Annotated in this window: 13 protein-coding genes; 6 read left to right on the top strand and 7 right to left on the bottom strand. The window is 51.4% G+C overall.

Features of this window, described 5'->3' with window-relative positions:
* The 4 genes from B157_RS34520 to B157_RS0105505 form a co-directional block, all read left to right on the top strand.
* A partial coding sequence (locus B157_RS34520) for an ISAs1 family transposase (protein ID WP_020602374.1) occupies positions 1 to 267 on the top strand: 267 nt, incomplete at its 5' end.
* 493 nt (positions 268 to 760) lie between these two features.
* Positions 761 to 943, top strand: a complete 183-nt coding sequence (locus B157_RS0105515) for a type II toxin-antitoxin system HicA family toxin (protein WP_020602373.1) — start codon at positions 761 to 763, stop codon at positions 941 to 943.
* 15 nt (positions 944 to 958) lie between these two features.
* Entirely contained in the window at positions 959 to 1,348 is a 390-nt protein-coding gene (locus tag B157_RS0105510; RefSeq protein ID WP_020602372.1) for a hypothetical protein, read from the top strand.
* 174 nt (positions 1,349 to 1,522) lie between these two features.
* On the top strand, positions 1,523 to 1,945 hold the full coding sequence (locus B157_RS0105505) for a UPF0158 family protein (protein ID WP_020602371.1): 423 nt from the start codon (positions 1,523 to 1,525) through the stop codon (positions 1,943 to 1,945).
* Positions 1,946 to 2,016: 71 nt separating this feature from the next.
* On the opposite strand, the gene B157_RS0105500 is transcribed toward B157_RS0105505, so the two are convergent.
* Positions 2,017 to 2,940 carry a TolB family protein gene (locus tag B157_RS0105500; RefSeq protein WP_041951916.1) on the bottom strand — a complete coding sequence of 308 codons (924 nt, stop codon included), beginning with the start codon at positions 2,938 to 2,940 and terminating at the stop codon, positions 2,017 to 2,019.
* A 128-nt stretch (positions 2,941 to 3,068) separates the two neighbouring features.
* Positions 3,069 to 4,790, bottom strand: coding sequence for a mechanosensitive ion channel family protein (locus B157_RS0105495; RefSeq protein WP_026308514.1), 1,722 nt, complete (start codon positions 4,788 to 4,790; stop codon positions 3,069 to 3,071).
* 394 nt (positions 4,791 to 5,184) lie between these two features.
* On the opposite strand from B157_RS0105495, the gene B157_RS0105490 reads away from it, so the two are divergent.
* Both B157_RS0105490 and B157_RS0105485 read left to right on the top strand, forming a co-directional pair.
* Positions 5,185 to 6,189 (top strand): NAD(P)/FAD-dependent oxidoreductase, encoded by a 1,005-nt coding sequence (locus B157_RS0105490; RefSeq protein ID WP_020602368.1) that lies wholly within the window; start codon positions 5,185 to 5,187, stop codon positions 6,187 to 6,189.
* A gap of 110 nt (positions 6,190 to 6,299) precedes the next feature.
* Positions 6,300 to 6,623, top strand: coding sequence for a 2Fe-2S iron-sulfur cluster-binding protein (locus tag B157_RS0105485; protein WP_020602367.1), 324 nt, complete (start codon positions 6,300 to 6,302; stop codon positions 6,621 to 6,623).
* Here the strand turns inward: B157_RS0105485 and B157_RS0105480 are convergent, their stop codons facing one another.
* The 5 genes from B157_RS0105480 to B157_RS0105460 all read right to left on the bottom strand — a co-directional run bounded on the left by B157_RS0105480 (position 6,624) and on the right by B157_RS0105460 (position 14,345).
* Positions 6,624 to 7,778, bottom strand: coding sequence for an efflux RND transporter periplasmic adaptor subunit (locus B157_RS0105480; protein ID WP_020602366.1), 1,155 nt, complete (start codon positions 7,776 to 7,778; stop codon positions 6,624 to 6,626).
* A complete protein-coding gene (locus B157_RS0105475; RefSeq protein WP_020602365.1) occupies positions 7,762 to 11,073 on the bottom strand; it encodes an efflux RND transporter permease subunit in 3,312 nt (1,103 codons plus the stop codon). Before B157_RS0105475 ends, B157_RS0105480 begins: the two co-directional genes overlap by 17 nt.
* Before the next feature lie 235 nt (positions 11,074 to 11,308).
* On the bottom strand, positions 11,309 to 12,388 hold the full coding sequence (fbaA, locus tag B157_RS0105470; protein WP_020602364.1) for a class II fructose-bisphosphate aldolase: 1,080 nt from the start codon (positions 12,386 to 12,388) through the stop codon (positions 11,309 to 11,311).
* A gap of 234 nt (positions 12,389 to 12,622) precedes the next feature.
* Positions 12,623 to 13,306: a dienelactone hydrolase family protein gene (locus tag B157_RS34515; RefSeq protein WP_020602363.1), complete on the bottom strand. Its 684-nt coding sequence runs from the start codon at positions 13,304 to 13,306 to the stop codon at positions 12,623 to 12,625.
* Between the two features lie 31 nt (positions 13,307 to 13,337).
* Positions 13,338 to 14,345, bottom strand: a complete 1,008-nt coding sequence (locus tag B157_RS0105460) for a glycoside hydrolase family 43 protein (RefSeq protein WP_026308513.1) — start codon at positions 14,343 to 14,345, stop codon at positions 13,338 to 13,340.
* Positions 14,346 to 14,591: the final 246 nt, after the last annotated feature.

Here is a 14,591-nt window from a genome sequence, read left to right as displayed (position 1 = left end):
GATTTAGTATTGCCTGCTGCTCACTTTAACTCGGCGGTTCGCCATCATTGGGGCATCGAGAATCAGTTACACTGGTGCCTGGACATGGTTTTTCATGAAGATCAACAGCGAATCCGGGTGGGCAACGGGGCAGAGAATTTTGCCACTGTCCGCAAGATGGCCCTTCAACTCTTGCATCGAATGGATGATAAAGAGAGTCTTAAAAGCCGACGCAAGCTGGCGGGCTGGGACGACAATTATCTGATCAAGTTACTCACCCTTTTTTAAATGCGTTCAACCTGACTAAACTTCCTAACGCAATGGATTACCTCAACTCAAAGTACAGAGAAGCCATCGAACAGTATCCATTAATCGTCTCCTAAATCAGAAGTATATAGCGATTCCGCTCGGCGTGGGGTCGTCTCCTGCGACAGGTTGCTCGCCCCCGAAGGAAGGTTTTCAGCCCAACTGACTGAGTGTGTAAAGGTTCAGGTACGTTCGTTTCTGTTAGCTTGTGTGCCCACCATCAACACTCAGGGGTGTTGTGCGTGTGTTCATAAAGTGCGTGATTACCAGCGTTCCGACAACAGGTTGCAGGCCGAAGAGGTCAGGCTTTTTACTCGTTTGTCTGCTTTCCGTCTACAGGGTAAGCGTGCATACAGTCACGCATTGGCTCATTAAGCAGGTCTGGTTCGACAAGGCAAATGGAGAGTATTTATAACTCCAATTTGTTTATAGAGATGGCACAAAAATGTGACCTTAGCGGTTTAGATAATTGAACATGACCGCTAAAGAGATTCTCAAGTTGCTTTATGAGGATGGTTGGGTTGACAGAATCCAGAAAGGAAGCCACTTACAATTGGTGCATCCTACCAAATCCGGCAAAGTTACTGTAGCCATCCATAAAGGCGATCTACCCATCGGCACGCTCAACTCTATTCTTAAACAAGCTGGTCTGAAATAAGCAGTTACTCACAATATGGAACGGATTCAACTTATTATTGAAGCGGGTACCCAACAAGAAAGTCAGTCAGGTTTCTGGGGCCGTTTGACGTATGAAGACAACCTGATTGTCGATCAGGCCGATACGGTGGAAGCTTTACAACAGAACATGAGACAGCTTCTGCTGGATTTTCATGATGTAGATCATGTGGAGTTTGATTTAGCATATGACCTTTATGCCTTTTTTGAGCACTACGCTTACTTGAAAATTTCCAAAATTGCCGATTATGCTGGGCTAAACCCATCTCTACTTCGGCATTACAAATCTCAAACAAAGTTTCCATCGGCTGAGCAGGTGAAGCGGATTGAAACAGCAGTTCACCAGCTTGCCAACGAACTAAGGCAGGTACATTTGGTAGCCGCTTAGAATTTTGCGTGGGTGGGTCTCCGTCAACAGGAAGCAGGCCGCAAATTCAACGCTTTCAGCCCATCCGGGCAGGGGCGCAAAGGCTCCTACAGTCGTCATCAGCCCCCGTTGGCGTTGGCTAAAAGGCGAAAACAAGAAAAAACCATGAGCGCAGTGGTCATACGCACTAATCATATGGCGACATTTGACAGGCAACAAATTAATGAGATTGCGGAGCAACTGGATTGTGGGTTCCGGGCCTTTTGCCACCAAACAACCGGTGAGCTTATCTTTATCCCCGATACCCTGAAGTTTCCCGCAGCCGATTTCGAGGAATTTGAGGAAGAAAACGAGCGGTTGGAAACCAATCGGGATGAGTACGTTGAAATTGAAGCGATGGGTTCCAGCGACTCCTATCGGGTAATGGTGGACTTTGCCGAACAACTAACGAACCTGCCCTTGCAGGACGCACTTTTTCGGGCACTCAACAAACGGGGACCATTCCGGGAGTTCAAGTTTGTGATTGATAACTCAGGCGATTTCAGGCAGCAATGGTTTGACTATAGGCATCAGCGGGCTGTTGAGTGGGTAACCCGGCAGCTTACTGATAATCAGTGAGGACAGGTAGGTAGAAAACGACCCGTGCCGTTCACCCCCTCGTGTGTTATAAATCTCCGTTTCCAGCTAACTTACTGCCCCACCAACGCTAGTTTTTTACCTTCCGGGTCGATGGCCAGCCGGGTTATTTGTTTGATACCAACCGAACTGAAGTCGGCCAGTTGCGTCCAGCGGAGGTCGATTTTTGGGTTGAACACGTACAAACCTGCCCCCTGTGCCATCAGTAATAACCCACCGGGTGTCCAGACAAAATCTTCACTGCCCGACAGCGTAGGGGCAATAACGGTAATCAGATTCGTTTGCAGGTCAAGTTGTTTGATTTCCCAATCAACAGAGGTACGTTTATGTACAAAGCTCAGTGCCTTTTTGCCCGGAATTTTATGGAGTGAACGGCCAATACGTTCCCACATCCGGGCAGTGTCGCCCGTACTGACGCGGGCCAGTTGCAGTGAGTTTGGGGTTCCCAGGATGAACAGCGCCAGCGAATCGGGCGTGAGCCAGCAGTGATACCCCACCGGCTTCACGTTTTCCAGTACCAGCACAGGGGCACCAATACCCGATATCGGGAATTTCCACAGACGCTGCGTTTTGTCGCTCTCCACCCGAATGACTGAAAAGTAATCAGTATCAGGCGTAACGGTGGGAGAGTATTCGCCTTCAGGCGTTTGGGTTAGCGGCACTGTTGCCATTGACTGAAGGTCGAAACGGTAAATATCAGTCTGTTCATCTTCCCGCATGGAGGTGTACAGCAGGCACTTGCCATCGGGCGTGAAGGAGGGCTGATTATCGTACCCTTTCCGCTGAGTGATGTTGATTAGATTACTGACCTGAATGCCCTGGCCTTTATAGGTCAGATCGACAAGAAAAATATCGGCATCGGGTGGTGCCTGACCGAATGTTGCCCCGGTATTCAGTAGTAAAATTGACAGGGCAAGCCATGATAAAGTAGCCAACCGGCCTACTGCCCTGTTAGGAACGTGCGTGAGACGTGACATGATTTTCTGCTTCAGGTTGACGGAGCGTTTCCAGACAGAAACGGCCGTTTGTGTGGTAAGCTCGTCAATTATAGGCAGAGGATGAAATGGGTGTAGATCAAGTTAGTGACCCTGCCATAAAGTGGGGCTTACGCACGACCCGGTAACTCATCTTTTTCCCGCCATTCGCGCACTTTCCGTTCGGCCTCGCGGCTTTTTTCTTCCGACATCGTCTTATCTTTCCCCATATAGAGCGTTTGAGAAGGGAAGGCAAAACCGGTCCCACTATCGTCTACGACGTCGATCATTTGCAGCATCAGGTCTTCCTGTATCGCCAGGAATTCGTTGAAATCGCTCGTGTTGATGTACGCAAAAACGGCCAGATCCAGTGAGTTTTCACCCAGTGCCACGAAGCGCACCCGCGCCGGGTCGGGATTTACCTTCGGGTGATTGCGCAGCACCGCCCGGAGTTCGGCCAGCACATAACGAATCTGGTCGGGCGTCGTTTCGTAGCGTAACTGAAGGGTGGGATTAAACAGTAATCGGTCGCGGAAGGCAAAGTTTTCTATTTTCAGCGCTGCCAGCTGTCCTTTGGGTACCACCACGATGGTCCGGTTAACGGTGCGGATACGGGTCGAGCGCATACCAATCTGTTCCACCGTGCCGACGGTATCATCCACCTTACAGAAGTCGCCCACCCGCAGGGGCTGGTCGGCAATGATGGTGATACTACCCACGAAGTTTTCGATTGTTTTCTGCGCACCCAGTGCCAGCGCGATACCGCCAATTCCCATAGCAGCCAGCCCGGTCGTTACGTCCCAGCCCAACACATTGAGCACCGAAATAATGCCAAAGGCAATCAGGACGAGTTTGATACCCCGCCTGACAAAAAGCACGGCGGAGAGCCGGCCGGGCTGCCCGGTTTCGAGCAGCCACCGTCTGGCGTACTGCGACACCACGTCGATGAGTTGCCACAGCAGCAACAGAAAAGCCACTAATCCTACTACTACGGTAATATCGCTGAATTTCTGGCGGATGATGATGGATACGCCGATATTCTGACTGGCAAACACAAAGAGCCACACGGCCAGATAAATCCGACTGGGCAGTACAAACGCCTGAACAACCTCCGCTACCTGTGGCTCCCTCGCTTTTTTCCAGGAAATCCGTAACAGGCCGACCAGAAGCGTAGCAATAACCCCTGCCAGCAGATAAGCCAGTACGACAAGCACAAACATGGCCAGCCAATGACCTATGGGTATACCACTCCACTTATTGTCAGTCAGGAATCCGGGAAGTACCTTCTCGATAGTGAAGCCATCGAGTTTTTCGCTCAGGGCCGGCATCCGCTGCACGGTTTCCGAGGAAAACAGCCAGATGGGGCCATCGGCAGGAGTTTCAATCTTTTCGAGCAGAATATCAACTTTTTCACCATTGGCTTCGGCAGTCCCTATCAGATCCAGAGTAGGACCTAAATTATCATTGATGATACCGGTAGTGTCGTTACTGATGAGTGTTCGGGGAATGATATTACTCCGTTGATCGAGCACTTTTTGCAAAGCCTGTGCCAGTTCGGGTCCTGACTGAGCCGATCTTTTTTTAGTGATACCACGCAGGTTCAGGTACCGGGCGGCCCGAACGTAGTCTTCCTGCCCTACCGCTTTGACAAACCCCAGCACAGTGCCTCGTGGCGTTCGGCGACCCAGTGAATCGGCCGGCCGTTGCGGTACCAGCGTTACTTTGGTCGTATCATCGGCACCCGTAGTGAATAGCTGTGCGGATGCGGAAATGGCACTTACTACAACCAATAGAGTAATGAACGGAAGGAATAAGGAGTGAGTAGGAATAATGAATTTTCTTATAAATATCATGAGGACTAGATAGAGGTGGTAAAGCTAACCGTGGGTCAAGAAGCAGAAAATCAGGCATAAACCTGTTGCCAAAGAAAGGCCAACACCCAATATGAAAGGGTACAAAGTATAGCGAACCAAAAAGACGGGGTTGATCTAATTAACCGATATGGGAAAAGCTAAGTTCAGTCAATTAGTATGATGCCTGGCTTCAACGCCCATCCGGCCATGAAAAACGATCACCAGAAAGTTGGTGGCGACGGTACTGATTATCCGATACACCTTATTCCATCTGCTTATCCCTCATTCTGATTTGTGATAGCCTTCGATGGTAGGCAGGCCGCTACCTTTACAGCACACTACAGCGAGGAAACCTGACGGGCTATCGACTAGAGCAGGGCTATCTTCCAGTCAAATGATAACGACAGATATTTGTATAATTGGCGCGGGTCCGGTGGGCTTATTCGCCGTTTTTGAAGCCGGTTTATTGAAAATGCGGTGCCACCTGATTGATGCGCTGCCACAGGTGGGCGGGCAGCTTTCGGAGATATACCCGCAGAAGCCGATCTATGATATTCCCGGCTACCCGGCCATTAATGCGCAGGCGCTGGTCGATAACCTGATGGAGCAAATCGCCCCGTTCAATCCCGGATTCACGCTCGGCGAACGGGTGGAAGGACTCGACAAACAACCGGATTGCTCCTACATCGTAACGACCAGTGACGGCACAAGTGTCCATTGTCAGGTGGTAGTCATTGCCGGAGGATTAGGATGTTTTGAACCCCGTAAGCCCGACATTATCAACCTCGAACGCTTTGAAGGGAAAGGCGTTGCCTATATGGTGAAGAATCCGGAGCAATTGCGAAATCGCCGGGTGGTGCTGGCGGGTGGTGGCGACTCGGCCCTCGACTGGACGGTTTTCCTGGCTGATATAGCCAGCGAGGTAACGCTGATCCACCGGAGCGACACGTTTCGGGGTGCCCCCGATTCGGCGGAAAAAGTGTTCAACCTGGCGAGTCAGGGCCGTATCAATCTGGTGCTTCAATCGACTATCACCAGCATCAACGGCAACGGTCATTTGCAGGAAGTCAGCATTACGGCCAAAGACAAAACCGTAACTACCCTTGCTGCCGATCACCTGATTCCCCTTTTCGGCCTTACGCCCAAACTCGGCCCCATTGCCGATTGGGGCCTCACCATCGATAAATCGGCCATTCATGTTGACACAACCGATTACTCCACGAACGTCGAAAGAATTTACGCTATTGGTGATATCAATACGTATCCGGGCAAACTGAAGCTAATCCTGTGTGGTTTCCACGAGGCCGCGCTCATGTGCCAAAGTGCCTTTCGCTACGTTCACCCCAGCCAGAAGTTGAGTTTCAAATACACGACCGTCAACGGCGTACCTATTTTTTAACCGTCATTCTATTTCTTAAACGTCATTCTATGGTCATTTTTAGTCATTGGTGGTCATTGACGAAGACAACCTAATGACTATTGAATGACCATCCATGACAACCAATCAACATGATTCAATTCACCGTTGAAGACCGTACCGGCGAGCGCCAGCCGATAGCAATTCCCGAAGGCATAAATCTGAGCCTGATGGAAGTACTGAAAGCGTCGGACTATACCATACTCGCTACGTGTGGGGGCATGGCTCTCTGTGCCACCTGCCACGTTCAGGTAGTGAAGGGCCTCGATGCATTGCCCGCACCGCAGGATGCCGAACTGGATATGCTGGATACCCTGCCCGACGCTGAATTTGATAGCCGGCTGGCCTGCCAGATTCGGATCGACGATTTGGTGGAAGGGGCACTGTTTCGAATCAAGAGCGAGGAACCGCTTTGATTACTTCACCGGTGAACCATCACGGGTTTCTTCGGTTGCGGTCGTTACCAGCGAATCACCTTCGGCCAGCGGGCCAAATATCTCGACTTTATCATCCGCTTCGAGGCCTTTTTTAACGGGTACCCACTCCGCCTTATGGTCGCGCACCCGAATAACGAAAACGCCGGTCGATGCATTGACAATGGCCGATGCCGGTACAATCAGGGTACTGTTTTTTGTGGGCAATGGCACCGTCACTTCGGCAATCATACCGGGCAGCAGTTTTTTATCATCATTCTGCACGTCTACCTCTACCCGCTCCGACCGCAGTCGTTTATCCAGTGTACCCGACTGCCGTTTTACCTGGCCGGTAAATTTCTTATCCGGGAATGCCTTGACACTAAAACTGATGGGGTCATTCTGGTCAACGTAACCGGTGTAGGCTTCCGGAATTGAGATGACCAGACGCAGTTTTTTCTGTTCGGTCAGTACAAACAACGGAAACTCCGACCCTTTGCCCGATGGCCCGATGTACGCACCCGTGCTGGCATTACGGGCACTGATGATGCCGCTGAAAGGTGCCCGTATTTGTAGGTAGCGCTTCAGGTCACCTACTTCGCGGTAGGCTGATTTTGCCGCTTCCAGTTGGGCATTGTCGGCATTCCGCCTGGCCAGTGCCTGGTCAACATCGTTTTTAGATACGGCACCGGAGAACTTACTGGCTTCCAGTATGCGCTCATAATTGGCTTTGCTGGCGATGGAGAGCGCTTCCTGGGCTTTCAGTTTCGAGTCGGCGGAGGCTAGTTGGGAACTTAATTCGGGAGCCTCGGCCAGAGCGAGTAACTGGCCCTGTCTAACCTCCGAACCAACGTCAACATACATGGCTTTGATAAACCCGCTTACTTTGGCGTAGATGTCCACATCCCGGAAAGCTACTAACTCGCCCGGTACCTGGAGTGAGGAAGAGAGTTGCCCCCGTTTGAGCGCAAAAACCTCCACCGCAGCAGGTGCCTCGGCAGCCGTTTCCTTTTTGGAAACATCCGTTTGGGAAACATCCGTTTTGGGAGCGTCCTTTTTGCCCTCCGTTGTCTGACAGCCAACCAGTGAGCTGGCAATGAACAGACTACCGGAAACGGCCAGTATAGTATAAAGTGAACGGTTAATTGGCCGATTCATACAGAGAGGGAATATAATATTTACTGTTTTTATCTTCAGGGTCGAGCGAAGCCGATTCGGTGGAGGTGTTCCCCTGCACCCAGGCAAAAACCAGCGGCAAAATAAACAAGGCGGCAAATGTGGAGGAAATCAGTCCACCAATGACGGCCCGGCCCAGCGGTGCCGCCTGCGAACCACCCTCGCCCAGGCCTGATGCCATCGGAATCATACCCACCACCATGGCCACACTGGTCATCAGAATGGGCCGGATACGAATGGAAGCGGCTTCCTGCGCCGATTGCAGCGCATTACCGTTCCGCATCCGGAGTTCTTCGGCGTTGGTCACCATCAGCACCGCGTTTGAAATAGACACCCCCACCGACATAATCATGCCCATGTACGATTGCAGATTCAGGGTTGAGCCGGTGAGCATCAGCAGTGACAGCGAGCCAAGCAGTACGGCGGGAACGGTACATAAAACGACCAGTGAAACTTTGAACGACTGGAAATTGGCGGCCAGCATCAGGAAAATAACCACAATGGCGACTAGTAATCCGTTTTGCAGGCTTTCGAGGGTTTCGGTCAGCACGACGCTCAGACCCTGCAAATTGACCGTCATGCCGCGCGGCAATTCGCCCAGCGAGTTGATGGCGGTCTGCACGTCGGTTGTGGCTGTACCTAAATCCATATCATTCAGGTTGGCCGTTACAGATAGCACCGGAATAGCCCCGATGTTATCATTTTCCCCATAGGTCGTTCCTTTTCGCAGCGTGGCCACATCGCTCAGCACCGGGCGGTTGCTATTGGGCAAAATGGGTATCTCACCAATGTCGTTTATGCTGGCCATCTGATTTTCCGGTACCTGGACCTGAACGCTGTAAGACTGCGTAGATTTAGGGTCAATCCAGACACTTTTATCCGTGTAGCGCGACGAGGAAGTGGAGGCTATCAGGGAGCGGGAAATGGCCGAAATATCCGTCCCCAATTGGGCCGCCCGCGCCCGGTCGATGGTTACGTCGATGGTTGGGTAACGCGTTGCCTGCCCTATCTGCACGTCCCGCAGGTACGAAATCTGGTTTAGTTTGGCAATTACCTTGTTGGCGTACTCTTCGTTTTGCTTCTTGTTCTTACTCGAAACCTTCACTTCGATGGGTGTTGGTGACCCCTGACTCAGAATCTTGTCGGTCAACTCAATCGGCTCGAACGAGAGCCGTACATCGGGCAGGGCTTTTTTTATCCGTTCCCGAAACTGGTCTTTCAACACGTCCAGATCAACCTCGTAGTCTTCTTTCAGACTAACCTGCAAAACGGCCTCCTGCGGCCCGGCCATGAACAGGTAGATGGGACTGATGGAAAACTGGGCGCCGTGCATACCCACCATCGCCGAGGTGATATCCACGTTTTCTTTACCGACCAGTCCGTACAGCACATCAAGGGTTTTCAGCATGCTCATTTCCGTCTTTTCCAGCCGGGTACCATCGGGATTCCGGAGCCGTACCTGAAATTGCCCCGCATCCACTTTGGGCATTACATCGCGGCCAATGATGGAAATCAACAGGGCTGCCACGCCCAGCGAACCAACAATGTACAGCAGCACAATAGGTTTCCGATACGGTAATGTCCGGCCAATGAAGCGAACAAACCGCGCCCGTACCCGCTCAAAAAAACTAACCTTCCCCGTGTTGTTGAGGTCGATGCGGTGCGCCAGTTCCTGCTTTTCATCCAGCAGTATATCGTGCTCACTCCGTCCGTTTCCATTCTGACTTGCCCGCCCGTTGCGTCCTAGTTTCTTTCTGAGCAGCCGGGCGTACTGGCGAACCCGGCTTTTGCTGATGTGCGTGTTTTCTTTCATCATCCAGTTGGCCAGCACCGGCACCAGTGTCTGCGCCATCACATACGACGTAATCATGGAGAAGGAAATAGCCAGTGCAAGGGGCAGGAACAACGCACCGGGTATGCCCGTCATGGTGAAAGCAGGGGCAAAAACGGCCAGAATACACAACAGAATCAGCAGTTTGGAAAAAGCGATTTCCTTACAGGCGTCCCAGATGGCCAGTGCTTTGGGTTTCCCCATGTCCATATGCTGGTGAATATTTTCGATGGTAACGGTACTTTCATCCACCAGAATACCGATGGCCAGGGCCAGCCCGCTCAGGGTCATGATGTTGATGGTCTGGCCAAATAAGGACAGAAACAACACGCCGGAAATAATACAGGTCGGGATGGTGATAATCACGATGAGGGCCCCGCGGGCATCGCCCAGAAACAGTAGCACCATCAGTCCCGTCAGAATAGCGCCAATGCCCCCTTCTACCATCAGACTTTTCACGGAGTTGATCACGTACACCGACTGGTCGAAGGTGTAGGTCAGTGTCACATCGTCGGGCAACAGCGACTGAAAGCGGGGCAGGGCCGCTTTCAGTTTCTGCACTACATCCCAGGTGCTGGCATCGGCCGATTTGGTAATGGGCATATACACCGAGCGTTTGCCATTGACCAGCACGTATCCCTGCGTAATATCGGCCCCGTCCGAGATGGTTGCCACATCTTTCAACATCAGGTTCTGCACCGTTCCGGTATACAGGGGGATATTGCCGAAGTCCTCAATATTGCGGATGGTCGTGTTGGCGGGGGTAAAATAGTTCAGGTCACCCACCCGCACGTTACCCGCCGGGGTTGCCTGGTTGTTGATACGCAGGGCGGCCACCAACTGGTCGGGGGTGAGGTTATGCGACCGCATCAGGGCGGGGTCGGCTTTGATAACGATGGTTCGGGAGTTGCCCCCAAACGGGGCGGGTGCTACCAGACCGGGAATGGCCGTAAAGCCCGACCGTACATACACGTTGGCCAGGTCCTGTAGTTCATTGTTCGTCCGTTTGGGGCTACTCAATACCAGTTGCCCCACCGGCAGGGTGGATGCGTCGAAGCGGAGAATAAACGGCGGCTGCGACCCGGGCGGAAACAGGGCCTGAGCCCGGTTGGAGTAAGTAGCGACTTCGGCAGCCGCCTGCGCCATGTTAGTACCTTCGTAAAACGATAATTTGATGAGCGTTAAGCTCTGAATATTTTTGGTTTCAATACTCTTTACGCCCGATACATACAGCAGAAGATTGACGTACTGCTTGCCAAAAAACGACTCCATCTGGTTGGGTGTGTAGCCCCCAAAGGGTTGCGAGATGTAAATAACCGGTAGGTTAAGGTTCGGAAAAATGTCGATCTTGATGGTACGAACAGCGTTGATACCGAAAAAGAATAAACTGGCCACCAGTACCAGAATGGTAATGGGTTTACGTAACGCAGCACGGATTAAATTCATGAGTAAGCCTGTATACCGGATTAAATCAGTTTCATCGCTCGTTTTACTTCATGCAGGCATAAGTTTCTGCTAAAGTCATTTTTTTTCCCGGATAGATTATATCGCGGTGTTTTGCTCCTAAAAGTTACGCATTAATCAAGGTTTTTGGTTGTTTGCCCGTTTTGGTGCCACAAAAAAAGTGTCGGGTTTTCAAACCCGACACCACCGAAATACAAAACGATAAACCAGGAAGCGACTAAGCCAGCCGGTTGATGCAATTCAAATCTTCGAAAGCGATTTTCAGGCGCTGTACCATGCTTTCTTCGCCCTTACGCAGCCACACGCGGGGGTCGTAGTATTTTTTGTTCGGCGAATCAGGACCATCGGGGCTACCCAACTGTGTTTGCAAATACCCTTCTTTCGACTTATAGTACTTCAGGATACCTTCCCACATGGCCCATTGCATGTCGGTGTCTAGGTTCATTTTTACGGCGCCGTAGCGGATGGCCTCTCGAATTTCTTCGCGGCTGGAACCCGAACCACCGTGAAATACGAAGTTTACAGGCAGTGGCCCGGTACTGTACTCTTCCTGAATGTATTTCTGCGAATTGTCCAGAATGATGGGTGACAGTTTTACGTTGCCGGGCTTATAAACACCGTGTACGTTACCAAAAGCGGCTGCAATGGTGAAGTTCGGCGATATTTTACTCAACTCTTCGTACGCATACGCCACTTCCGACGGCTGGGTATAGAGTTTGGAATCATCGACATCGGTGTTGTCTACGCCATCTTCTTCGCCACCGGTTACACCCAGTTCAATTTCCAGCGTCATACCCATCTTGGCCATCCGCTCGAAGTATTTCGCGCAGATTTCGATATTCTCCTCGATCGGCTCTTCCGACAGGTCGAGCATGTGCGACGAGTAGAGGGGCTTACCCGTCTGATCGAAATGTTTTTCGCCGGCATCCAGCAGGCCATCAATCCAGGGCAGGAGTTTCTTGGCGCAGTGGTCGGTGTGCAGAATGACCGGAACACCGTATAATTCGGCTACGTGATGCACGTGCAGGGCACCCGAAACAGAACCGGCAATGGCCGCCTGCTGATTATTGTTGGGCAGGCTTTTGCCCGCGTAAAAAATACCACCACCGTTGGAGAACTGAACGATAACCGGTGAGTTAACCGCTTTGGCCGTTTCCAGTACGGCATTGACCGAGTCCGTACCGACAACATTGACGGCAGGCAGGGCATAATCATTTTCGTTAGCGTGACGGAACAATTCGGTGACGCCTTCGCCAGTCACAACGCCTGGCACAAAACGAGTGCTTACTTCGCTCATAAAATCAAGGTTTTAAACTATAATCAGAAAAATTTATATCAAAGGTAGTTCAGATGGAGTGCGAGGGATTTAAGCTGCAAGGTACAATTTTTTGCCATGATGAATCAGCATTGGGGTTCAATCCGTACGGGAGCAACCGCCTTACGGAACAACCTCAATGAATCCTTTTCGGGTAAATAACCCCGAAAAATCAACCCCGTTACCCTCCTTTCGGTCTGGCAAACCGGCGGCAGGCTAGAGATGCATCTGGAAGAAAGCCAGTGTTCGTTGCCAGGCATCGGCGGCTGCCTCAGGATGGAATGATGAGCGACTGTCATTCATGAACGAATGTTTGGCACCGGGGTAAATCTTTATGTCGTGGGCAATGTTCGCCTTTGCTAAATCGATAGCCAGTTGCTTACCCTGTTTTGTCGTGAAGTCCTTTCCCGGAAATGACCCCACTACGGGGCACAACCCAGACACATCCTTTTTCAGGGGCCTGGGGGTAATGCTGTAGAAAGGAGCAATCGTTTTGAGCCGTTTGTCTTCATTGGCCAGTGCCAGCGCAAAATTCCCGCCCATGCAGAAACCAATAGCGCCCAGTCGATTGACATCAGCGTAGGGCTGTTGAGACAGATAGGTCATGGCATTTCGAAGGTGCCGGGTACCGTAGTTATCGGTATGGCTACTCAGTAGCGCCCGCACCGACTGAAACACGCACCACGGTTTAAACCCACCCGAATACAGGTCAAGCGCCAGAGCCACATAACCTTCCTGCGCCAGGCGGCTGGTTATTTGACGAATGTTGTCATTCAGACCGAATATTTCCTGAATCACAACGATGGCAGGACGGGGTTCGGCACCGGCAGGACGAGCTATGAACGCTTTCAAAGACTGCCCTTCGGATGGTAGGGTAATATCATTTTCCTGGATCAGCATAGGTATGGGTATTAATATTTTGTTCACGATACTACGGCAATGGATGGGCGTTGACGCCGTCAACCGTAATTTTAACCGGTTTTATCGCTCCCTTTTCGTCAAAGTACAGACGGTCGATACAGGTTTCGCGGTGGTTACCATCCGTTTCGGTCAGGGGGCGACGGTGGTAGATGATGTACCAGTCGTCGGCCGAAGCGTTGGACCGTCCGGGAACCCGAATAACGGAGTGATGCCCTGCTCCCTTTGCCACAGCCGGGTCCTGCTGAAGAATTTTGCCCACCCGCTCGAAAGGCCCAAACGGCGATGACGCGGTTGCATAGGCAACCGAATAATCCGGCCCTGTCCATCCCCCTTCCGACCACATGAAATAATAGGTTCCGTTACGCATGAACATGATTGGCCCCTCCACGTAGTTTTTGGGGGTTATCTCCCGGTACATAGTGCCGTCAGGAAAAGGCAGGAAGCCGGTAAAATCATCTTTCAGCCGGGCGATGTTGCAATGGCCCCAGCCACCATAAATCAGGTAATACTGACCGTCTTTATCTTTGAACACGAACTGGTCAATTGGCTGGGCACCGTTGTGAATCTGCCCAACCAACGGTTTACCCAGGTAATCCCGGAACGGACCGGCGGGGTTATCGGCCACAGCAACACCAATGCCGCCCGTTTCTTTTTTGTCGTCGTGAATATCATTCGCACCGAAGAACAGGAAATAGCGACCCCCTTTTTCGACGATAGCGGGAGCCCACATCGCCCGTTTGGCCCATTTGATGGCTGTTGAGTCGAGGATATGGCTGTGTTTTGTCCAGTTGACCAGATCAGGTGAGGAAAACGCGTCGAAGAACACCTGCTCATTGTACGGGACCGAGTATGTGGGGTAAATCCAGTACTTGTTGCCAAAAATGGCTCCTTCGGGGTCAGCGTACCAGCCGGGAAACACGGGATTTCCGGACATCTTTTTCGGCGATTGCTGGGCCGAACTGATGAATGAGAGGGAAAACAGGAACGTAAAAAGGAGGGGAAAGCGTGAGCGAAGCATAGATGACAAATAAAGTAAGGCCTAAAAATAAGCACCTTCCTGATACGTACAGTTCGCAGCTGAATAAGTGCTGGTGTTTTACGGATAGTATTCTTCTGCCCAGCCTGACCAGTTCAGGTAGATTAATAAAACCCTCATTATAACGTATTGCAATGATGGTTTAGATTACCCACTGAGGCACAGAGTAATAGGTTCTCCAGCCAATTTTTCGAGAATACCTGCCCACTCGCCCGTGAGGCCGGACAA

The sequence above is a fragment of the Spirosoma spitsbergense DSM 19989 genome, assembly GCF_000374085.1.
GTDB lineage: Bacteria > Bacteroidota > Bacteroidia > Cytophagales > Spirosomataceae > Spirosoma > Spirosoma spitsbergense.
This window is presented reverse-complemented; position numbering and strand designations above follow the sequence as displayed.

What these genes read in the sequence shown, in the direction of transcription:
- B157_RS0105515 (WP_020602373.1), top strand. Translation starts at nt 761, where the DNA reads ATGACCGCTAAAGAGATTCTCAAGTTGCTTTATGAGGATGGTTGGGTT.
- B157_RS0105510 (WP_020602372.1), top strand. Translation starts at nt 959, where the DNA reads ATGGAACGGATTCAACTTATTATTGAAGCGGGTACCCAACAAGAAAGT.
- B157_RS0105505 (WP_020602371.1), top strand. Translation starts at nt 1,523, where the DNA reads ATGGCGACATTTGACAGGCAACAAATTAATGAGATTGCGGAGCAACTG.
- B157_RS0105500 (WP_041951916.1), bottom strand. Translation starts at nt 2,940, where the DNA reads ATGTCACGTCTCACGCACGTTCCTAACAGGGCAGTAGGCCGGTTGGCT.
- B157_RS0105495 (WP_026308514.1), bottom strand. Translation starts at nt 4,790, where the DNA reads ATGATATTTATAAGAAAATTCATTATTCCTACTCACTCCTTATTCCTT.
- B157_RS0105490 (WP_020602368.1), top strand. Translation starts at nt 5,185, where the DNA reads ATGATAACGACAGATATTTGTATAATTGGCGCGGGTCCGGTGGGCTTA.
- B157_RS0105485 (WP_020602367.1), top strand. Translation starts at nt 6,300, where the DNA reads ATGATTCAATTCACCGTTGAAGACCGTACCGGCGAGCGCCAGCCGATA.
- B157_RS0105480 (WP_020602366.1), bottom strand. Translation starts at nt 7,778, where the DNA reads ATGAATCGGCCAATTAACCGTTCACTTTATACTATACTGGCCGTTTCC.
- B157_RS0105475 (WP_020602365.1), bottom strand. Translation starts at nt 11,073, where the DNA reads ATGAATTTAATCCGTGCTGCGTTACGTAAACCCATTACCATTCTGGTA.
- fbaA (WP_020602364.1), bottom strand. Translation starts at nt 12,388, where the DNA reads ATGAGCGAAGTAAGCACTCGTTTTGTGCCAGGCGTTGTGACTGGCGAA.
- B157_RS34515 (WP_020602363.1), bottom strand. Translation starts at nt 13,306, where the DNA reads ATGCTGATCCAGGAAAATGATATTACCCTACCATCCGAAGGGCAGTCT.
- B157_RS0105460 (WP_026308513.1), bottom strand. Translation starts at nt 14,345, where the DNA reads ATGCTTCGCTCACGCTTTCCCCTCCTTTTTACGTTCCTGTTTTCCCTC.